Annotated in this window: 21 protein-coding genes and 1 riboswitch; of the genes, 10 read left to right on the plus strand and 11 right to left on the minus strand. The window is 31.3% G+C overall.

The features are described 5' to 3' along the window. Positions 1-1,715, plus strand: a 1,715-nt coding sequence (locus K1X44_01545) for a GNAT family N-acetyltransferase (GenBank protein MBX7145972.1), incomplete at its 5' end; no start/stop codon positions are given. A 38-nt stretch (positions 1,716-1,753) separates the two neighbouring features. Further along, the gene (locus K1X44_01550) at positions 1,754-2,644 is read left to right on the plus strand and encodes a DUF350 domain-containing protein (GenBank protein MBX7145973.1); all 891 of its coding nucleotides are present in this window, start codon (positions 1,754-1,756) and stop codon (positions 2,642-2,644) included. Positions 2,645-2,766: 122 nt separating this feature from the next. Here the strand turns inward: K1X44_01550 and K1X44_01555 are convergent, their stop codons facing one another. Then, entirely contained in the window at positions 2,767-3,522 is a 756-nt protein-coding gene (locus K1X44_01555; GenBank protein MBX7145974.1) for a CbtA family protein, read from the minus strand. 11 nt (positions 3,523-3,533) lie between these two features. Further along, positions 3,534-3,734, minus strand: coding sequence for a CbtB-domain containing protein (locus K1X44_01560; protein MBX7145975.1), 201 nt, complete (start codon positions 3,732-3,734; stop codon positions 3,534-3,536). Between the two features lie 127 nt (positions 3,735-3,861). Continuing rightward, positions 3,862-4,066, minus strand: a riboswitch (cobalamin riboswitch). Between the two features lie 461 nt (positions 4,067-4,527). On the opposite strand from K1X44_01560, the gene K1X44_01565 reads away from it, so the two are divergent. From K1X44_01565 to K1X44_01575, 3 genes are read left to right on the plus strand one after another with little or no spacing between them, the layout of a single operon-like run. Continuing rightward, a complete protein-coding gene (locus K1X44_01565; GenBank protein MBX7145976.1) occupies positions 4,528-5,490 on the plus strand; it encodes a hypothetical protein in 963 nt (320 codons plus the stop codon). A gap of 48 nt (positions 5,491-5,538) precedes the next feature. Further along, positions 5,539-6,936 carry a hypothetical protein gene (locus K1X44_01570; GenBank protein MBX7145977.1) on the plus strand — a complete coding sequence of 466 codons (1,398 nt, stop codon included), beginning with the start codon at positions 5,539-5,541 and terminating at the stop codon, positions 6,934-6,936. A gap of 13 nt (positions 6,937-6,949) precedes the next feature. Further along, a complete protein-coding gene (locus K1X44_01575) occupies positions 6,950-7,591 on the plus strand; it encodes a hypothetical protein (GenBank protein ID MBX7145978.1) in 642 nt (213 codons plus the stop codon). Positions 7,592-7,759: 168 nt separating this feature from the next. On the opposite strand, the gene K1X44_01580 is transcribed toward K1X44_01575, so the two are convergent. From K1X44_01580 to K1X44_01590, 3 genes are read right to left on the minus strand one after another with little or no spacing between them, the layout of a single operon-like run. Next, a complete protein-coding gene (locus K1X44_01580; GenBank protein ID MBX7145979.1) occupies positions 7,760-8,260 on the minus strand; it encodes a DUF421 domain-containing protein in 501 nt (166 codons plus the stop codon). A gap of 4 nt (positions 8,261-8,264) precedes the next feature. Next, on the minus strand, positions 8,265-9,362 hold the full coding sequence (locus K1X44_01585) for an exo-alpha-sialidase (GenBank protein MBX7145980.1): 1,098 nt from the start codon (positions 9,360-9,362) through the stop codon (positions 8,265-8,267). A gap of 15 nt (positions 9,363-9,377) precedes the next feature. After that, the gene (locus K1X44_01590; protein ID MBX7145981.1) at positions 9,378-9,647 is read right to left on the minus strand and encodes a MoaD/ThiS family protein; all 270 of its coding nucleotides are present in this window, start codon (positions 9,645-9,647) and stop codon (positions 9,378-9,380) included. A 313-nt stretch (positions 9,648-9,960) separates the two neighbouring features. On the opposite strand from K1X44_01590, the gene K1X44_01595 reads away from it, so the two are divergent. Then, positions 9,961-11,364, plus strand: a complete 1,404-nt coding sequence (locus tag K1X44_01595) for a hypothetical protein (protein ID MBX7145982.1) — start codon at positions 9,961-9,963, stop codon at positions 11,362-11,364. Positions 11,365-11,391: 27 nt separating this feature from the next. Further along, entirely contained in the window at positions 11,392-14,667 is a 3,276-nt protein-coding gene (locus K1X44_01600) for a polysaccharide deacetylase family protein (GenBank protein ID MBX7145983.1), read from the plus strand. Positions 14,668-14,674: 7 nt separating this feature from the next. Here the strand turns inward: K1X44_01600 and K1X44_01605 are convergent, their stop codons facing one another. From K1X44_01605 to K1X44_01620, 4 genes are read right to left on the minus strand one after another with little or no spacing between them, the layout of a single operon-like run. Next, positions 14,675-15,775 (minus strand): hypothetical protein, encoded by a 1,101-nt coding sequence (locus tag K1X44_01605; GenBank protein ID MBX7145984.1) that lies wholly within the window; start codon positions 15,773-15,775, stop codon positions 14,675-14,677. 20 nt (positions 15,776-15,795) lie between these two features. Further along, positions 15,796-17,289, minus strand: coding sequence for an MBOAT family protein (locus tag K1X44_01610; GenBank protein ID MBX7145985.1), 1,494 nt, complete (start codon positions 17,287-17,289; stop codon positions 15,796-15,798). Then, complete coding sequence (pyk, locus tag K1X44_01615) at positions 17,290-18,705, minus strand: pyruvate kinase (protein ID MBX7145986.1); 1,416 nt, start codon at positions 18,703-18,705, stop codon at positions 17,290-17,292. It lies immediately after the preceding gene. Positions 18,706-18,712: 7 nt separating this feature from the next. Beyond that, the gene (locus tag K1X44_01620; protein MBX7145987.1) at positions 18,713-19,177 is read right to left on the minus strand and encodes a GyrI-like domain-containing protein; all 465 of its coding nucleotides are present in this window, start codon (positions 19,175-19,177) and stop codon (positions 18,713-18,715) included. Positions 19,178-19,334: 157 nt separating this feature from the next. On the opposite strand from K1X44_01620, the gene K1X44_01625 reads away from it, so the two are divergent. Genes K1X44_01625 through K1X44_01635 form a run of 3 tightly spaced genes read left to right on the plus strand, consistent with a single transcriptional unit; the run spans position 19,335 to position 20,649 of the window. Further along, positions 19,335-20,114, plus strand: coding sequence for an N-formylglutamate amidohydrolase (locus tag K1X44_01625; GenBank protein MBX7145988.1), 780 nt, complete (start codon positions 19,335-19,337; stop codon positions 20,112-20,114). A 13-nt stretch (positions 20,115-20,127) separates the two neighbouring features. Then, positions 20,128-20,379, plus strand: coding sequence for a DUF1244 domain-containing protein (locus K1X44_01630; GenBank protein MBX7145989.1), 252 nt, complete (start codon positions 20,128-20,130; stop codon positions 20,377-20,379). Positions 20,380-20,409: 30 nt separating this feature from the next. Next, the gene (locus tag K1X44_01635; GenBank protein ID MBX7145990.1) at positions 20,410-20,649 is read left to right on the plus strand and encodes a DUF2312 domain-containing protein; all 240 of its coding nucleotides are present in this window, start codon (positions 20,410-20,412) and stop codon (positions 20,647-20,649) included. 3 nt (positions 20,650-20,652) lie between these two features. Here K1X44_01635 and K1X44_01640 read toward each other — a convergent pair whose 3' ends face one another. Beyond that, on the minus strand, positions 20,653-21,666 hold the full coding sequence (locus tag K1X44_01640) for a dipeptide ABC transporter ATP-binding protein (GenBank protein ID MBX7145991.1): 1,014 nt from the start codon (positions 21,664-21,666) through the stop codon (positions 20,653-20,655). Then, the gene (locus tag K1X44_01645) at positions 21,651-22,607 is read right to left on the minus strand and encodes an ATP-binding cassette domain-containing protein (GenBank protein MBX7145992.1); all 957 of its coding nucleotides are present in this window, start codon (positions 22,605-22,607) and stop codon (positions 21,651-21,653) included. The genes K1X44_01640 and K1X44_01645 overlap by 16 nt, the downstream gene beginning before the upstream one ends. Positions 22,608-22,609 lie beyond the last annotated feature (2 nt).

Consider the following 22,609-nt stretch of genomic DNA (forward strand, 5'->3'; position numbering starts at 1 on the left):
GTCTTATTGATTATGGCGGTAAACTTGCTTGTTTAGGTTCCAAAACAATTCAGAAGCTTAATACATATTTACCATCTAATTGGTCTCGTACAAACCCAATTGATATCATTGGTGATGCAAACCCTGAGAGATATGCTAAAACCTTAGAGGTTGTTTTGTCTGATCAACAAACAGAAGCAGTACTAGTAATTAATTGTCCGACAGCATTAGCATCTAGTGTGAATGCTGCTCAAGCAGTTATAGATACAATAACAAAAAACAAATTCTCTAAACCAATATTAACAAGTTGGCTAGGAGATGCATATGATGCTCATAGATTATTAGATAAACACAATATTCCAGTTTATAATACACCAGAAGATGCAGTCCATAGTTTTATTTATTTAAATCAATATGTACGGTCACAAAAAATATTGATGTATACTCCATCACCTCTGCCTTTATTAGAATCTGAAATCCAGGAAGCTAGAATAATTATTCATTCTGTTTTGCAAGAAAACAGGACTTTTTTAATTGAACCAGAAGTAAAAAGAATTTTAGATATATATAAAATACCCACAGTTCAAGAGTTTATAGTTAAAACTATGAATGAGGCTCTTGCAGTAGTAGAAACTTTATTAAAAAAAGAACAAAAAATTGTTATTAAAATATTATCCAGAGAAATTATTCATAAATCTGATGTTGGTGGTGTAGCATTAAATATACAAAATAGAAAAGAAGCACAAAAATTTATTGAAAGAATGATCGAAAAATTAAATCAAAAAATTGAAGGGTTTATAATTCAGCCCATGATTCATAGATCTAATTCACATGAATTAATTCTCGGAATAGGAGATGATAAAATTTTTGGCCCTACAATTTTATTTGGAGCTGGCGGTACAGCTGTAGAGATAATTAAAGATATGGCTATTGAATTACCACCTCTGGATATAAATTTAGCTCATGATTTATTAAAAAGAACAAGTATTTATAAGAGACTAAAAGGTTATAGGAACACACCGCCTGCAGCTATTAATGATATAATTTTAACTTTAATTAAATTGTCAGCTATGGCTAGTGATTTACCAGAAATATCAGAACTTGATATTAATCCACTTTTGGTAGATGACAAAGGAGTTTTAGCTTTAGATGCACGAATTGTCTTAAATAAGTTATATTATACTTCAAAAACTGAAAACCAACGCATGGCTATTTGCCCTTATCCTAAATCATGGGAAAAAGAAAAAAAACTTACTAATAATAAAAATATATTTATACGGCCAATAAAGGCAGAAGATATAGAATATTGTCATGCTTTTTTACAAAAAATGAAACCTCATGATTTACAATCTTGTATGATGACTACACTTCAATATTTTACTCAAAAATTTCTGACGCGATATACACAAACTGATTATATGCGTTCGATGGTATTTATTGCTTTTAATTTAAAACAAAATGAAATTTTAGGTATTGCTCATTTAAATATTCAATCAGATTATACCCAGGCCGAATGTTCAATAATGGTAAGGAGCGATTATCATAACCAGGGAATAGGTACAATTTTAATGCAGATACTTATTGATTATGCAATCTATAGAAATATACACGTATTATGGGAAAAAATTATGAAAACAAATAAAAGTATTAAAGCAATATGTAATAAATTTGAGTTTCAATTCAGTAATGATTTAGAAGATGCTGATTATCAAAAGGTAACCCTAATTATTAATTAATAATTATCGAATGACTACTATTTATGAAAGGTAATATGATGAATATAACAGAAATGATTTATTGGGATCATTATTATAATACAATTCAACTTGTTAATTTGCTTATTGTTATTGGTTTATTTGTATGGTTGCGGCTATTTTTGGGAGCAATAGCCCATATTAATACATCAAAAGAATTGTTTAAAAAAGATAATACAGCATTTGGTATTTCACTTGCAGCAGCAACTCTTGCTGTTACGATTATGTTAAGTGGAACAATTTATGGTGATGCAGAAAGTACCTTGTTAGATTCTGCAGTTTCTGTTGGGTTATTTGGTATACTCGGCATTTTATTAATGGTTTTTACACGCGTGATTTTTGCAAAAATTACTTTATCATCTATTTTAATTCGGGATGAAATAATTAAAGGAAATGTAGCTGTCGCTATTGCTGATGCTAGTAACGTCCTTGCAGTGGCAATTATTATTCGGGCTATAATGATTTGGGTTACAGTTGTCTCTGTTGAAGGTATTACAATTTTATTGGGTGGCTATATTATAGCGCAGATTGTTTTGACGATTATGACCATTATCAATATGAAGTTTTTTAGTAGATTTAATAATACAAATTTCTATGATGGGTTAAAAGATAATAATATTGCCTTAGCAGTGCGCTTTGCAGGTGAAAAAATAGGCGCAGCATTTGCTATTGCAACAGCAGCACAAATTGTTGTTTATGATGAATATAATATTATAAATATTTTATCTGCATGGCTTATAGTTTTAATTGGTATTATTATTATTTGGCGAATTCTTGGTTGGGTCACATGTTGGATCATTTTATATAAAGCCAATATAAATGATGAGGTTATACGGCAAAGAAATATTGCTGTCGGCGCATTCCAAGCTGTTATTTATATTTCTATTGGATTATTAATTTTACAATTATAATTTTCAAGAAAAACGTACGATATATAAGCAAAGCCATTATTCATTATAATGGCTTTGTTATTTTATATTTTTGAATTAAAGAAAATGAAGCCTGTTTTAAAAAGGGTACTTATTTTTTATGATCAAGATTGTTGATAATTATCTATAAAAATATCTTTTTTAAAAAATTTGTTGTAAAAGAAACTTGTTAAACAACCCATACTGGTCCAAAAGATTAAACCACTTATTATGACAACAACAATAAAACGATGGGTTAAAGCTTCGGGGGCAGTACTGATATATTCTGTTGGTTGTGGTGCCCCATAAATATGTGGAAGAGTTAATAAAGCAATACCAATGATTGCATATATCATATGTTTATTTAAAAAAATTAAACCTAATCCAGCTGCCGTAAAACACACAGTTACTATCCACCATATTTGACGTGCAGCCAAATCTGCGGCAATTGTACCTGGAACCTCTGGGGGTAATCCTAATCCAGGGGCTAAAGTGAAAATAATAAAGCCCGCCAATCCCCAATATAAACCTTGACGCCAATGAACAGATTTGCCCCAAATTCTATAAGACACAGCAAGTAGAAGACAAAACCCGATACCGGTTAAAAGATCAGCAAGAAATGTGAAGAATATACGTTCGTGCTCCCATGTTTCATTGTGGTCAGCATGGTTTGTGCTATTATTTTTTGTAAAGGATAAAGTATTGGCCGAAGATTGATTATCTGTAGATGATACGATTATTTTCTCATCTGCAGCTTTTTCATAAATTTCAGCTTTAAGAATAAGAGGGACTGTTGAAATCTGATGGATAAGGGTGACAATAAGCCCGGAAAATGAACCAGCAAAGAGTGCAACCAAAAATAAACGGCGAAATGTTTCCACTTTTTATTTTCCTAATGACAAGGGAAACCATTAGAATGTCTTGTATCATGTGCAGCATTATGAAATGCGTTGATATGAGAAAAACCTACACCCCAGACAAGAATAAGACCCAATAAAGTAGCCATGCTTATTCCTAAAAGAATATCACGTCGTGCTACAGTATCAGGCAATGTCCCCAAATGATCAAAGTGATTAATATGTTGAGCTTTCATAATGTCCTCCACAAAATTAAAGTTTACTTGGCAGGGAGTATTAAAGAACAAAAACCAGGATAAATTCTGGACATTCCTCCCAATTAAGGTGAAGGAAATTCGGTTCTGCTTGGAACTCCCCGTTCCTAATTTTACCGTTATCAATGGCAGGTCTCCTGGCTTCGTGGATCTTGGCCATTTGCGTCAATCTTCCCGGTTTCCCAGTGATCTTCGTGGACACTTTAGCTTACCACTTACAGTTGCGGGGGCAGCCGCGGATTTGGATTTTATAAAACCCTACATCGCGTTCCCTATTATCCTTATGAATAAGGACCATTGATTTCTTACTAAATAGCATGAGTATGAAAGCAACGCAATCCAATTCATTATTACATAATTAAGCGCTGATTATAACGATTTGATTAGCATCCAAATATGATACACTAAACTAAAAATAATTAGTTTTATTCATATAATTATTAATAAATTTAATATAATTGAAATAAGAACAATTTTATATTTAATAAGAATGTTCCAATATTGATCTATATAAATAATTATTTATGAACCAATATCTTAGGAACAGAAATCTAAGAAGTCTGATAGATTAATTATTGGGAGAGTTTTTATGATTAAAAATATTACGGCAATAAAATCATATTTAAACAGATTAGATTCTATTCGAAAACAAATTTTATCAAATCACTAATAAACTGGGTAATTATGGGGATAATTTTGTGTATAAAATTAAAAGCAAAAATTTGATGTTAAATCACCATAATTAAAACAAAGTGTATTGGGGGAGGAAATTAAGATGAATGATATAGATGAAACAGTAATTATTGATGGGGTACATAAAGCTTTAACCTATTACAGTGCATTTGTAATTATTATCCCTATTTTAATTATTCTTTTAATACGTCATACAGGGTGGCGCCGTGGGGCAATTGTTATCTATGGCTGTATCGCATTATGGCCATTTTTTAATATAGCTGTGGGTTGGATTATGGTTTTATTGCCATGTTACCAATATCCTCATCCTGCTATTTACCAAACAGCCCAAAATGTTGAAGGAATTTATTATGATTTTAATTGGAGTGAATACGGATGTGATAGCGATTGTATAGAAGATTTAATGAATAAAAATGGTGCTTCTTATAAATTTGTAGAAAAAAGAATTAATCAAATAGATTTTATTACAAAAGACATTCCATCTTATGTAACAAAACCAGGCCTTTATCATTTTACTTTGGCCTCACGTTATATTGAAAATGCAGTAAATCAAGTAAGTGATACGGAAAAAATCTCGGATGAGAGCACCTCAGTTCCACAGCCTAATCCCCAATGTGAGCCATTTGAAAATTGGTTACATGCACGTGTGATTCTATTAGATAAATTAGAACAAAAACCAGAAAATCAACGGAAATATGACTATAATACGTTACTTTTACACGATAATAAAATTCCTAACCTAGAATTAGATTTATATCTCAAAGATAAAAAATGTGTTGTATGGAAAAAAATAGCCAAACCTACAGCCGAATATTTTTATAAAAGAATAAAAGAAACAACTTTGTTTAAAAATTATTTTGGCCAAGTTGATATAAGAGGTTCAGATATAATTCGACTTAGAGATAATTTTATCTTAGCTCAAAATCGCAATTTTTATTTTAGTCCGCGAACAGCTGGTTGGAATTATTGGCGTATTATTAACGGGGCTCAATGTGATACGGGTTTAATTAGAATAAAAGATATTTTAATTCCACCACAATCTTAATTTTAATCAAACAAATATAATATTTTATATAATTAATAAGGAGCAATCATGACTGATACTCAAAAAGATAAAGGTTATTATGAAAGGCTTAAAGATTTTTATAGCAAATTAGAGATATCCGCACGTTTGGCCGAAGCTGCATATACAGATGAATTGAAAGGTAGAATGAGTGATAGTGAATTTAAAGAAGCTTTGCTTAAAGAAAGAAACAGAGCTTTTTTCGGTAAAGAGCGTTTTAATGAATCAGAAGCTAATTTTTTAAAGGATAATTTTACAGTTTTAGAAACGAAAAGGTTCGAGAATATAGATGTATCTGTTTTTCGAAATAAAAACAGCAAAGAATTATTTATAGCAATTGATGGTACAGATTTATCTCCCAGTTCATTTTCTGAATGGACCGCAGGAGATTTTAGAGAGAGTTATGATCTGCTAAATAGACAAAAGGTTGGTCTGCTTTCTGGTTATTATGGGGTAAGTTCCAAAATAGCTGATTGGATTGGAACCGATATTATACCTAAATATGATGGTATATTTAATGTCACAGGTCATTCATTGGGTGGTACTTATGCTCAATTAACGGGCGGTCTCCTTTACAGCAACACTACAACTCGATCTCGTCTTGGTATGGTAACCAGTTTTGGTGGGATTGGAAGGATAAACAATTATCTTCCTGGATTAACTGATGTATTTGCAGCGGGGGATATATATGCTTCGGCTGGTCCTAATATGAACCATGCTGTAGTTAATCTTAAAAATGGAACGCATGCGATTAAAGATTATATTCTTGAATTAGAGAAAATCAAAAACTCTCTTGATATATGGGGTGAGAAATCGGTATATGCGAAACGAATAACGGATTATAATTACAAACGTACCAAAGATGGTATGGGCCGTGATTTAACTTTAGATTACCGTGATTATGATAGTATAACAGATAAATATGGCCATGACCCGTACCGGGATAGTAATTGTTTTGTGGCTGGTACGATGATCAGTATGGCAGATGGGACAAAGAAACCTATTGAAAAAGTAAAGGTTGGGGATAGTGTCATGTCCTTTCAGGGGACAAAAGATAAGCCTGTTGGTAAAAAGGTAACCTTTACAAGTATTCGACACAATCAACCTTTATATCAGATAACTTTGGCAGATGGACGTGTGATAATAGCTACTGGGGACCATCCTTTTTTGGTGATACCAGCAAAAAAGGAAAATCAACAAAAAAATGGAAAAAATTTCTCTGCATCAAATTCTAATAAATCTTTTCATAATAATCAAAATGATCATATAGATAATATATCAATTCCGGATCAACCAACTATATCAAATAAAAATGATGATTCAGAACAAAAGATTCAAACATATTATCCCTTTATAACAGATAAGAAAAAATCAAATTCTTTTAAAGATTATCTTTATTCCACTATTTCCTTATATGCCTTGTTTTAAAGGGATAAATTATATGAATAAGTTCGGATATATAAATGACAATTATCTAAATGATAGTTCAATAATAATATACACAACACAATCAAATCTTTCTAATCAGATAGTGAATTATAAAAATAAAAATTTTTTTTTACATAATAAAGAATACGGCCAAAATATAATGGACCATGATAAATATTACGATCGCAATTGCTTTACTTCTGGTACTCTCATTAGTATGGCGGATGATACAAAAAAACCAATTGAACAGGTAAAAATTGGGGATCGTGTCTATGCCTATCAGGGAATTGTAGATAACCCTGTGGCTAAACGTGTGAGTAATACAAGCATAAAGGATGAGCAGATTGTTTATCAATTAACGACGGTGGATGGTCGTGTGGTGAAAGCTACGGGTGATCACCTGTTTTTAGTGGGACCTATAAAAACAAACATGATGCTAGAAAAGATTCCAGTTTTATATAAATCCCTTAAAGACTTAACAGTAAAAGACAGGTTGGTAGGGCAAATTGGGTCTATCATTCTTATTCAAGAAATTGTCAAACTTCCGGAAATTGCCCGTGTCTATAATTTAACGGTGGAAGATTATCATACCTATATTGCAGCTGGGATTCGTGTACATAATTGTAACCCAATGACAACTGATTTGGGTTTGTAGAACTTCTTAATATCAATTGAATATTAAATAGTAGTAAGGATAATTATAAATTGCCCCAAAATAGATAAGTTATATATGTATTAAAATTAAATTAATCTAGTTTTTTAATGTGCTGTAATGCTTAAAAATGTAAATGGAAAATTATTTGAAAATAAATAAGATTCTAATTTATTTGGTATGGTTTTTGCGCAACGGGGAAGATTTTAAAATTCCAGTTATATGGCCTTCCGTTTCAAGAACTATTTTTGTAAATTCTTTATAGCTTTTTAGACCATATTGCCGTGCTGTTTCTTCTAAATCGTCTTCTTCTATCATATGTTGTTGCATAACCTTTTGATAAAGATGACCATTTTGGTAGATAATAATGGGTTTGCTTTCAATTAAATGTCGTAACCATGAAATACGTTCACATAAACTACCTAAAAGTAAAATTGTTATAACACTTGCAATTGTACCCCAATAGCCAGCACGTTCATCACTAAGCCCAAGGTCACATGCCTCAGCAATTAATAATAAGATTATTAAATCTTGGGGGCTGCGTTCACTAAAAACACGGCGTCCTGCAATTTTTAATCCTAGTAAAACTAAAATATAGATTGAGATTGTTTGTATAATTGAATTCCCTATATAGGGCCAAGGAATGCTATCAAAAATTGTAGTATAATTCATTTTATTAATTAACCCAATACACCGCATTAATTGGTGGTAAATGATTGGAAATACTTTTCCATTCATCGCCCCCATTTTCGGTAATCCAAAGATTTCCAGTTGTTGATCCCATCGCTAAGTAATTGCCAGTTTGATCAATATTTAGAGCATGTCTATAGATCAAATCATAAGATTGAGATGAAGGTAGTCCTTTATTAAGAATTTCAAAGTTTTTACCGCCATCTTTTGTTCGGGTTACAACCAATTGATTATTATAAGGCACGCGGCATTCATCTTTGATACCAGGGACGAACCATGCATAATCTGGATTTTGAGGATGGGTAACTGTTGTAAACCCAAAAGATGAAGGTTTTGCCTGTTCTGAACAATCTATCCAATTTTTTGCACCATCTACGGAACGAAAAATACCATTATGATGTTGTGCCCATAAATAATCGGGTGACGCTTGACAAAAAACAACTCGATGGGGGTCTTGTATACTGCCATCATATTTTCTTTCTGGTGGCATGTATTGGGCATACATACCTTTGGAAGTATTTGTCCAATTTTTTCCAGAATCGAAGGTTTCATAAACACCACCACAAGATATACCAATCCATATGTGATCAGTATTACGTGGATCAACAAGAATAGAATGAATGCCTGGTTTATCATAACCACCACCAAACCAATTTTTTCTTTCAGGTAAATTCCATAAGGGTTTATTTAATATCCATGAATTTCCATGATCATTTGAATAAAATAACCCGCCAGAAATAGTTCCTGCCCATAACGTTCCTTTTGAATCTTTATGACCTGCAGTTTCAAGACACCATATCATCTCAACATTATTTTTTTCTGGGTTATCTTCTGTTGCGTCATGTTCAGTAAAAGCAGGAGAGGCAATTTCATCCCAGGTTTTACCCATATCTTTTGATCGTTTTAATTTCACCCCAAAATGCCCAAGATTAAGAGCAGCATAAAAATTATTATCTCGTGGATCAAAAACAAAACTTGTAACTGGATCACCTAAAAAGGATACAGATTGGACCTCCCAGTTTTTATTATTTTTTTCTATATGAAATAGCCCTTTGCGGGTTGCAACATAAAGATGTTTGGTCATAGGCATCTCCTTTAATTATCCACCTGATAATGCTTGGAATATATATATTTTGTCATTAGCATTTACGGGATCTGTTAAATTTTTTCTATCCTTAATATGTGAATTATTAATAAAAATATTAACATGTTTACGAAGTTGATTTTGATTATCTAAAATATAATCACGTGCTTGTTGATTAAAAAGAAAATAATTATCCAATATTTCTTTTACAGAATAGCCATCTATATTTTGATCATCGCAATTTAAATGTCGTTTCAAATGGGATGTAAAAATCAGTAAAGCCATGTGCGAATAACATAAATTTGTGTTATTTTAAATAATGGTTAATTTTGAAAGTATAGATAATAATTCTGCTAATTGTAATATTTTTTGTCAATTTAGTAAAAAACGAAATATTTTTGATTATCTATTGATTTAATTAGGATCTTGTGTAATAAAAATCTATAGAAATATGTGGTTTTATTAAGCTTTTACATACGTTAAACTTATTTATATTTCGAATAATTTGGAATGCATTGTATGTATATAATTTTTGTATACATAATTTATTGTATTTGTTAGAAAATAATAAATAATATTGGTTATAATTAAAAATAATATGAATAATCCTCGTCGCTCAGTCATTATCCCAGCTGAAATACTTAACCGTGAATTTGACGCAAAACTTTTATTGGCTGCTATTGCGGCAGAACGTGGTTTTAAAGTCATTGTTGGATGTCGTTCAAAAATTAATAATTGGATGTCATTTATGCCTCGTTCAATTTATTTGGCTAAGGGTATGACAGCTAGAACATTACGCATGTTTAAAATTATGAAAGATCTAGGTCATGCTATGGTATCATGTGATGAAGAGGCTTTGGTTTATTTTTCACCAGAAATTTATTATAAAAGGCGTTTAAGTCCTCCAGTGCTTTCGCATACATCCGCATTATTTGCATGGGGACAGAATAATTATGACTTATGGCGTAGTGCCAAAGATTATCATGGTGTGCCAATTTACATAACGGGGCATCCGCGAGCAGATTTAATGAGACCTGAATTAAAAAATTTCTATTCCAAAGATATTAAAAAATTACATGATCAATATGGCCAATATATATTGGTGAATTCAAATTTTTCTTTAGTAAATAAAATTTTTTCTAATTTGACCCCATTACCTGACCCTGATGCATCAGGAAAAGAGGCACAAGGTAAATTAGGTATGGGGTATACTGTAGAACTTGCAAGACATAAGAATATATTATTTAAGGAATTTTTAAATTTAATTCCAACATTGGCCCAAAAGTTTCCTAATTATTCAATTGTGGTAAGGCCTCATCCTGCGGAAAATCATCAAGCTTGGCAAAATGCTGCACACGGCTTATCTAATGTACATGTTATTCATCAAGGTAATATTATTCCATGGATTTTAGCTTCAAAAATAGTTATTCATAACGGGTGTACCACGGCTATAGAAGCAGCTTTATTAAATCATCCTGTTGTTGCTTATCAACCTGTTATTGACCAAGATTATGATGATGTGCTTCCTAATAGGGTAAGTTATTCTGCAACAAATCCTGACTCATTGATTGCAATGATTAAAGATCTTGATGATCAAAAAAGCAATTTGTATCTTAATAAAGATAATCATAAATTAAAACAAGAAGAAGAATTAAAGAATTATATTAATGGGTTAAAAGGTCCTTTCGCGTCTGAAAGGATTGTTGATGCTTTAGAAGAATTGGATGATAATGGTGTTATCCCGGCACAAAAACCTTCATTGAATACTAGATTTGATGCTCATAAACGAATATGGCAAAGAAGATGGAAAAAATATAAAAGATCAAAACGTCCAGGACACAGAAATAATGCTTTAATTATAGAATCTGTATTTCCAACTTTACCTTTAAGTGAAGTGAAAGATAAATTAGAAAGATTAAAAACAAATCTTAATAGATTTGATAATATTAAGGTAACGCAATTTGCTAGAAATGTTTTTAAATTAACAAAAATTAAAAGTTAGCTAACTATAATAATTTATGGGTAACAAATGTCACAATTAAATAAAAAATATACATACATTCTTGGTGTTCCAAATTTTGCTAGTTATGAACCAGCGACTGCCCTTTTACGTGTACCACAAGAAGGTTCGATTGATTATGTTTGTATTCCAGAAGAAAGATTAAATAGAAAAAAACATTCCTATACCTTTCCACTTTATGGCGTGGATTATTGTTTAAATGCTTTTGGTTTGGAATCATTGCGTGAAGTTGACTATATTTATACAGATTATGCGCGTGAAGCAAGATGGATAAATAGTGGTCCTGGTTACCGTAAATTAGATCATGATTATATTAAATTAAAACTAGATTTTCCAAGAAATAAAATTCGTCTTGTTAACCACCATGATGCACATGCGGCAAGTGCATTTTACCCATCTGACTTTGATGAAGCAGCTGTTTTAATTATTGATGGTTTGGGATCAAATTTAGAAACACAATCTTTATATAAAGCATCTCGTAAAGATGGGCTTCAACTTGTTGAACGTGGATTTGATTGGGGTATAGGAAGGCTTTACAGTTTAATCACTGGTGCTGTATTACCTTATGGTCCAGAAAAAGGTTATGGTAAAACAATGGGATTGGCCCCTTATGGTGCGGCACATCCGGGGCCGGTATTAAAATTTAATGCTCATGATGAAGGCATGTCCTCAGATTATAGTGAATTTTTTAGCCGTTATCCTATCTCAAGATTGGTTGCAGAGGATGTTCAAAGATGCATTGATCGCGAAGATGCTTTGCTCCCTTATTTTGCAAGAGCTGCCTATGACTTACAACTTGAATGTGAACGGCAATTGCTTAGAATGGCTGACTATGCATATAAAAAAATTGGGAGCAAGAATTTATGTTTAGCAGGGGGGGTTATTCTTAATGGTGCTGCTAATTCACGTATTTTAGAAAAACTTCCTTATGAAAGATTGTTTTGCCAACCTGCATGTTCAGATATGGGTGTACCTTTTGGTGCAGCTTTATGGGGGTATTTTAATGAATTAGCTGATAAAAAGAAAAATTCAGTAACTGTATCCATGCCTCATGCTTATACGGGAATTAATTATTCCCAAGATTATATAAAGAAATTATTAGATGAATATAAAATCCAAGCAACCTCGTCCAATCCGGAGGAAGTTGCAAAATTATTGTCTGAAGGCAAAGTGGTTGCCTGGTTTGAAGGTGGTTCTGAATATGGACCACGGGCATTGGGACACCGTTCAATTTTATCAGACCCAAGAAAAGCAGAAACTAAAGATAAATTAAATTCTAAAGTGAAATTTAGGGAAGGGTATCGTCCCTATGCACCAAGTATATTGGCGGAACATGCTTATGATTGGTTGGAATTAAAAGATACAAGCCCTTTTATGTTACAAGTTGTTCCTGTTAAAAAAGATAAAAGACAAATTGTTGGAGCTATTACCCATGTTGATGGGACCACCAGACCTCAAACAGTAACTAAAGAAGCAAATCCAAATTATCATAAAATGATTTCTGCTTTTTATCAATTAACTGGTGTACCTTTAGTTTTAAATACATCTTTTAATATAAATCGTGAGCCTATTGTTGAAACACCTGAAGATGCTTTGATATGTTCTATTGGGACGGCTATAGATTATTTATATTTAAATGGGATGTTGGTAGATTGTGGAAAATATAACCAATCAAGCTTAGTAAAACAATTAGTTGAAAAAAGAACAGAAAAATTAGATAGACAATGGCAAAATATTTTAAAAAAATATTGTCCTTTATATGATGAAAAAGAAAGAGATACATTTTTAACAAAAGAAAATTTAATAGCTGATTGGCATCGTGATTTTCGTGCTAAAACTCGTTTAGATGAAGCTGTAGATAATTGGTTAAAAAATAACCATAAAATTTTAATTATTGGTACAGCGGCACATACTAGTTGTTTGTATTCATATATTACAAATTTCCCTGAACTTAATATTATTGGTTATGTAGAACTTGAAAATAAAACAGGGGAAAAAGATCAATGCCCATTTTATAATAAATCAAATATTAATTCAGTAGATTGGACCAAAGTTGATAGTGTTCTTATTTCTACACATGAATATCAACGTTTTGCAGTTGAATTAGCTAAAAAACATTCTGGTAATAAGCAAATTTTCACTTTGTATGATGATTCAAGTGATAGTTTAATTTATACTTTACCTGGTGTTTGGCCAATGATGAATCCAGACTATACAACAAAATACCAAATAAAAAATCAATCAACTACATCAATTACAGCAAGTAATATTGATTTTGATTTTGCACCTAGTGAAACAACAATTTTAGATCGGTATGGACTTGCTTTAACGTATCATTGGATTAATGCAGATAAAGATCTTTTTAAAGGTATGCATGCAATTGATCCAAAATCATTTGAAGCACAAGTTCGAAGTTTGCGCCAACATTTTACTTTGGTAACGCCTACAGAACTCATTAATCCTAAAATCGATTTACCAGAAACGGTTTGTTTAATTACTATCGATGATGGATTAAAAGGTACATTCGATCATATGTATCCTATACTTAAACAATGGCAAGAAAAAGCGGTTGTATATTGTTGTTCTTTACCTTTACGAGAGAAAAAGGTTTTGAATGTACATAAAATTCATATGTTACAAGAACGTTGGGGATTGGAAAAATTCCGAAAATCTTTCTATGAATTGTTACCTTCTTCGTTTGCTGGCCATAATAGTAGAGAAGCTTTAACTTCTACTGGTATTAACCAGGATAAATTATATCCTTATGATACTCCAGAAACAAGAGAATTTAAAATTTTACTTAATTACCTTTTACCTTATAACCAATTAACAGATATACTTGATAAGTTATTTGATAAGGAATTTGGTTCCCAAAAAAGTGCTGTTGACCAAATTTATATGTCACTAGACGATATTAAAAAATGTCAAGATGCTGGATGGGATATTGGAATTCATACAGATTCACATCCTGTATTAAGTCGATTAACCAATATAGAACAAGAACAGGAAATAAAAATTCCAACAGATTTCTTTAAATCAAAATTACATCTAGATAAATTACATTTTTGTTATCCTTATGGTTCATCTGGGACATGGAATAATTATACAAAACGATTACTTAAAGATAATAATTTTGATTCAAGTTTTACCTTACAAAGAAATATCATTAAACCCAAAGATATTTCTATGCGTTGGGAAATGCCGCGATATAGCTGTTCAGATCTTTTTGATAAAACTAATAACTTAAATACAAAAGTGATTAGTGCGCTTTCGGGTTCTGATTAATAGATAACTAAGAACATTTTTTAAATGCTTGGTGAATGAAATCAATTTTTATATGGCTGCTTGGATCATAAAAATTGGTTTCATTGAGCCCGCATTTTTCAGGATTATAATCTCCAATAATTTCTATATTATATTTTTTAGCTATAGATAAAAAGTAATCTTCTGCTAAAAAAAAGTTTTTGTATTTAGATAGATTATTTTTTAATTCGTTATAAACAACATTGTGATTTGGTGGAAAGTAAAAAATTAATTTGACATGTTCTGTATTAACTAAATAATTAATGAAAGAGTCAAAAATATTAGCCTGTTCTTGATCTAATTCTTTAAATCCATCATAACCAGATAAATATTCTCTAGATATATATTTATTCATTAATTTTTGTTTTTCTGTGTCATTCATTTCCCTATATTTTTTGGGATATACATAAGAACCATCGCTTCTTTTAATAGAAAATTCCCCAATTTTTTCTTCTGTAATAAAATATGAATTTTTTAATTGTTTTTTATGTATCTTTTTCCAATCTTGCCAAGAAGCTTTTAGATAATCGAATGATATTAATTCTAAATATTTGCTTAGATTTGACTTATTAAAATGTAAAGGTGTTAAATGAATTAATTCCCTTCCTTTGTTGATACCATCTTCTAAAGGTGTAGCAGTTTCTAGAAAATTTTGCCTATATTGCGGATTTAAAAGCCATGCATCTAATCCCATTATAATAATCTCTGGTTTATAATTTGGGTTTTTTATTTTATAAAAACCATAAAAGGCTAACATATCTTCAATGGTATTACCGGTTACAAAATGATTAAAAAAGGTTTTATTGGGAAAGAAATCTCTATCTATAATACCCATACGGCTTGATCCAAATGCTAAAACTTCAGGAAAATTCTGAGTTTCATAGATTATATATTTTTGGGTCAATTTTTCTTTATATGTTACAATATTCGCAATATTTTTATTTTGTAAAAGAAGGGCAGCAATTTTTTTTTCATAGATACTGCTTTTAAATAAATTTGCAGGATCAATATAAAAATTAAAGACAATAATTGGTATTAAAAATAATAGAACTAAAATTATAAGATAAAAAGTATATCGACGTGGATTCATAGAATTGTTCACTTTTACTTTTAAAACTGGTAATAAAGAAAGGTGCTTTCTTTATTAATTAAAAGAAGACAAATAACAAATAATAAAGAGCAAATAAATAAATATGTAAAATTTGGTTTCCAATGAATAATGGTGTTAATATAATTCGTTTTTTTAGGGGTAAAATCGCCAATTTGTCTGACAATTTGTTGGGTATTTGGTAACATCCAAACAATTAATAGAAGACTAATAAGCCAATAAATAATTTCCGTGCTATAAGGTAGAGATTGGATGAACTGTACGTTATTTTGCCTTCCAAACATTGATTTTATTATTGAAATTGCTGTCGATGTATCAGGTGCTCTAAAAAATACCCAAGCAATTATAACGCACAATAATGTAATAAGCTGGCAGACTAATTTATAAAGCAAAACAAAAATAGGATAAATATTTATTTTATTTTTAATTATTTGTCCAATTGTGTTTGACCAAATATGGTTAATGATTAAATAAATTCCATGAAGAGTTCCCCAAATAATAAAGGTCCACCCAGCACCATGCCACAAACCGCCAAGAAACATTGTGATTAAAAGATTGATATGACGTCTGAAGGTACCTTTACGGTTGCCTCCTAAGGGAATGTAAAGATAATCCCTTAAAAAGCGAGAAAGTGTCATATGCCAACGACGCCAAAAATCTATAATGTTTAATGCTTTATAAGGGGAATTAAAATTAAGAGGAAGTTTAATACCTAACATTTTTGAAAGGCCAATGGCCATATCAGAATATCCAGAAAAATCAAAATATAATTGGAGTGTATAGCCCAAAGCCCCAATCCAAGATTGATATGTACTTATATAATTATTTTGATTGGCTGTAAGGAATATACTATCAACAGTTGGGGCAATTTGGTCTGCCAATAAAAGTTTTTTTGATAACCCAATAATAAATACAGTTAGACCAATAGCTACATTATTAAATTTTTCTGCGTAGATACTTTTGTTGTTAAATTGTGGCATGACCTCTTTATGATGAATAATAGGACCAGCAATTAAATGAGGAAAATATGTGACAAAAAGCATGTAATGAAGAAAATTAAACTCTTTCACTTCACCACGATATGTATCAACTAAAAAAGCAATTTGCGTGAATGTATAAAATGAAATACCTAATGGCAAAATTATATGAGGAAGTGCCCATTCAGTTGTACTAATATTATTGAAATTAAAAATAATAAAATCGGTATATTTATAATAAGCTAAAAGAATTAGGTTAAAAACAATAGAAAGAATAAATAAAAATTTTCTAAATGATTGGTTGTATGTTCGTGCAATTTTTATACCAAAGAGAAAATTAATGATAATAGAAAAAAATAACAAAACTAAATAGTTTGGATTCCACCATCCATAAAAAAAGACGGATGCAGCAGTAAGCCATGCAATTCCTAATCTATGGTTTATTGGGCCAATTTTATAAAATATACATAATACTATTGGTAAAAATATAAAGACAAAAATATAAGAATTAAATAACATTTATATAGTTGCAATCCGAAGTGAATTTGTAGCACCAGGTGTTCCAAAAGGTACACCTGCAGTTATCACAATTTTATCTCCTTTATTAACTAGTTTATGTTGTTGGGCAATATCACAAGCCTTAATCACCATTTCAGAGAAATTTTTTACATCTTCGGTTTCAACACAATATGTTCCCCATACCATATTTAATCTTCGCGCTGTTTTTTTATTAGAAGTTAAACATAATATTGGTGCTTCTGGTCTTTCTCGCGCTGCGCGTAATGTGGTAGAACCAGATGTTGTATACGTCACAATTATTTTGGCTGATATAGTGTGTGTAACTTGTGCGGCAGCAGCTGTAATTGCATCGCTTGATGTTGCTTCTGGGGTTTGATGTTGTGCATCAAGGATTTTCCAATAAAGTGGATCTTGCTCAATTTTTTTAATAATTCTATCCATCATATTTACAGCATCTATAGGATATAAACCAGATGCACTTTCTGCTGATAACATAACAGCATCGGCGCCATCATAAATAGCGGTGGCAACATCTGAAGCTTCAGCTCTTGTTGGGGTTGGAGAATTAATCATAGATTCCAACATTTGAGTTGCAACAATTACAGGTTTACCTGCTTTGCGGCATAATTGTATAATGCTTTTTTGAATGGGTGGAACATTTTCAGGTGGCATTTCAACACCTAAATCACCACGGGCTATCATCACAGCATCAGTAAGTTTTATGATTTCATCTAAATGTTCAATAGCCGCAGATGGTTTTTCTAATTTAACAATAATACCCGCTCTGTTATTAATGATTTTGCGTGCTTCGATTACATCTTCTGGTTTTTGTACAAAAGATAAAGCAACCCAATCAACATCATGATTAAGAGAAAAATGAAGATCCGATAAATCTTTTTCTGTTAAAGAAGGAATTGGTAAAATAACTGACGGTATATTAACACCTTTTTTACTGCTTAGTTTTCCACCTATTTTTACGATTGTTTCAATACAATTATTTTCTGTTTTTATGACAGTTAAATGAATTTTACCATCATCTAATAAAAGTAAGGTATTAGGTTGAAGAATTTTAATAATATTGGGATGAGGAAAATAAACTCTTTGATCATTTCCTAAATCATTTTTTGAATCCAATATAAATGATTGCCCTTTTTTTAACTCAATATAGTTATTTTCGAATTCACCAATTCTTAATTTAGGGCCTTGCATATCCGCAATAATAGAAATGGGATGATTAAATTGTTTTTCTATATGGCGAAGAATTTTAATTTTATTTTCATGGTCTGTTTGGGTGCCGTGACTAAAATTTAATCGGAATACATCTGCACCCGTTTGAAATAGATTAGATATAATAGATTCAGAAGAACTTGTAGGACCAAGAGTTGCTATTATTTTTGCTCTTCTTTGTCTTTGCATAAAGAACCTATTGGTTAATTGCAATATAAATATCTACTTCAGCATGTTCCATATTTTTTGATCTATCATCATATAATTCGAAATCATTTGTATATGATCTTTTTATGGCTTCATGCCATATTGTTTGCCAAGTATCAATAATTGCTTCTGGTATTTTACCCTTTGCTGTAAAAACCGCATATGTAGAATTAGGTATAATTTTGCTTTGCATGTTATTTGGAATATTATTTGTATGGGGTACCTTACACCCTATAATCACTGTATATGGTTTTGTAAAATCACCTTCATAATCTGTGTAAACAGAATATACTTCATCATCAATTTTATTTGTAATTTTATCCTTAATGTTTTCTTTAATAAATCTATTCCAAAGTTCGCCAATATCTTTCATGGCTTGGCCATTTTGATTGGTTGTTCTTACACTAATCCCTACAATGGTTAAGCTTTCTTTTTCAACAATTTTATAATTCATAATTAACCCCAAATATTTAAGGTATTAACCTTTAATACATTTAAAATAAGTCATTTTTTATCTGAACTTATTGTATAAAAGATTAATTGAAATGTTAAGTCAACAATCAATATAATTTTCTTTTACTATTATACTAATAATAAAGCAAAGATGCATAATGTTATTAAATCCTAACGATCCAAATCCTATATTTATTTATAATAAAAACAGTCTTTCACCGCTTATATTGCTTGCTGATCATGGGGGCAGAGCTATACCCCAAAAACTTAACAATCTAGGCTTATCTTCCAATTTACTAAAACTTCATATTGCTTACGATATAGGCATAAAAAATGTCGGGATAAAACTAGCGCAATATTTAGATTCTATGTTTATTATGAATCACTATTCTCGTCTTGTTATAGATTGTAATAGGGCAACGTCTAGTCCCGATTGTATAAGCCCCATAAGTGATAATATTTTAATTCCTGGCAACAATAACCTATTATCAACAGAACAATTATTTCGTGTGACAGAAATATATTTACCTTATCACAATTATATAAATAATATTATCAATCATTCTCTTCAAAACCATAAGGTACCTATTTTAGTTTCTCTTCATAGTTTTACACCTGTGATGCAGGGATACCAAAGACCATGGCATATAGGTATATTATGGAATCGTGATAAAAGATTAGCCACACTTATGTTTAATTTATTAAAAGAAGATACCCATTTATGTGTAGGGGATAACCAACCTTATAGTGGTCAAACTTGTACGGGGTATACATTACCTTTTCATGCGGAATCTTTGGGTATCCCCCACGTTTTAATTGAACTAAAACAAGATTTGATCGATCATGAAGATGGTGTTTGCTTTTGGGCAAAAAAATTATTCAGTTTGCTAAAAGGAATCATTTTAAATAAAAACCTACATCAAATTAAAAAGCATTAATAAGGAGAGATATATGGATAAATTAATGATTGAAAAACTAGAATCAGATGTTTTCAAAAAGCTTATAAGTCATTTACAGAACAGTACAAATGTACAAAATATTGACTTAATGAATACTGCAGGTTTTTGTAGAAATTGTTTAGCAAAATGGTATGTAGAAGCAGCAAAAAATAGAAATATTGATTTAAATTATGAAGAAGCTAGGAATATAATTTATGGCATGTCTTATGAACAATGGAAAAATCAATATCAAAAACCTATTTAAAAAAACTATTAGTAATTATAAGGATAAATGATGAAAAATAAAACTGTAGGGAAAGATCAATTACTTTCTTTTATTGAAAGAGTCGAAAGATTAGAAGAAGAAAAAGCAAGCTTAATGTCGGATATTCGTGACGTATATGCCGAAGCCAAAGCAAACGGGTTTGATACAAAAACGATGAGACAAATTGTCAGATTAAGAAAACTAGATGATAATGTTCGTCAAGAACAAGAAGCTATTTTGGATATATATAAACAAGCTGTTGGATTATAAATTCTATAAAGCTTTATCCCAATGATGACATGAAACAGAATGACCTTTTTCTATTTCTTGTAAATAGGGAGTTTTTTCAGCACAAATTTCTGTTGCTAACGGGCATCGTGTTCTAAAATTACATCCGCTTGGTGGATTTAAAGGAGAGGGGAGGTCCCCTTTTAACACAATGCGTTTCTTTTTCTTTTCTATATCGGGATCTGGGATGGGTACAGCAGAAATAAGAGCACGTGTATAAGGATGGCGAGGATTGGCATAAAGTTGATCACGTGACGCAATTTCAACTGTTTTACCTAAATAAAGAACCATAATTCTATGGCTGATATGCCGGACAACACTTAAATTATGTGATATAAAGATCAAAGAGAGTCCCATATCTTTTTGTAAATCCATTAATAAATTAACGATTTGTGCTTGAATTGATACGTCAAGCGCACTAACTGGTTCATCACAAATTATTAATTTAGGATGATTAATCATGGCACGTGCAATCCCAATTCTTTGGCATTGTCCACCAGAAAATTCATGAGGATAGCGATTGATTTGTTGGGGTAATAATCCAACCTTTTGCATTATGTCCTGGACACGTGCACGTATTTCTTTTCTTTTTAATTCTGGATGAAATGTAACTAATGGTTCTGCAATGATCTCACCAATGGTCATTCGGGGATTAAGTGACGCAAGAGGGTCTTGAAAAATAATTTGCATTTCACGTCTTTTTTGACGCATATTTTGATCACTAAGATCATAAATATTATTACCTAACCATATAACTTTTCCATCGGTTGCAGGGATCAATCTTAAAATAGCGCGGCCCAAGGTGGATTTACCACACCCAGATTCACCAACTAAACCCAAAGTTTCGCCTGCTACTAAATCAAAGCTAACATTATCAACAGCTTTTAAAAAATGGGTTGGGAATATGTTAAATAAAGAAGTACCAATAGGAAAATATACCTTCAAATTTTGAATAGAAAGAAAAGAATTAGTTTGTTTTGAGGTTAACTGAGATGACATGCTTTCCATCTTTCTTCGGTATAGTTTTCAAGTAATGGTCTGACATTTTTACATATAGACATAACATTTGGACAGCGCGTTTGAAAGGAACAACCTTCAGGTAATTTTTGTAAATTTGGGGGTTGACCAGCAATAGTCAATAATCTTTCCATGTGATCATCTAACCTTGGAATAGAACGTATAAGACCAATCGTATAAGGGTGTTGGGGATTAAAGAAAATATCTCGGACAGGGCCAGCTTCAACTATTCTACCCGCATACATAACAATAACGCGGTCACATAAACCTGCTATAATTCCTAAATCATGTGTAATCATAACCAGTGACATTTTATTGTCATGTTGAAGTTCAGCTAAAATATTAAGAATTTGTGCCTGCACAGTAACATCTAAAGCTGTCGTAGGTTCATCTGCAATTAAGAGTTCAGGATGACATAATAGAGCCATGGCAATCATGACCCTTTGACGCATTCCACCAGAAAATTCATGAGGGTACATATTAATTCTTTTATAAGCTTCAGGTATATGAACTTTATCAAGCATTTCAATAGATTTTTTACACGCTTGATCTTCACTTAATCCTTTATGAGTTATAAGTACCTCGGTCATTTGGCGCCGAACTGTTAAATAGGGGTTAAGAGATGTCATCGGATCTTGAAAGATCATAGACATTTTTTCCCCCCGAATTTTATTTAGTGTAGATGGTGGTAATCCCAGTATTTCCGTATTTTTAAATAAAACATTACCTGTAGCACGACCATTATTGGCAAGTAATCCCATAATAGATAAGAAAATTTGGCTTTTACCTGAACCTGATTCCCCTACAATGCCAATGCATTCTCTTTCTTTTATTGCAAAATTTACATCATTAACAGCTTTGACTTCTCCTTCAGGAGTAGAAAAAACAGTATTAAGATTTTTAACATCAAGAATATTATTCATGT

Source organism: Alphaproteobacteria bacterium (genome assembly GCA_019695395.1).
Lineage (GTDB): Bacteria > Pseudomonadota > Alphaproteobacteria > JAEUKQ01 > JAIBAD01 > JAIBAD01.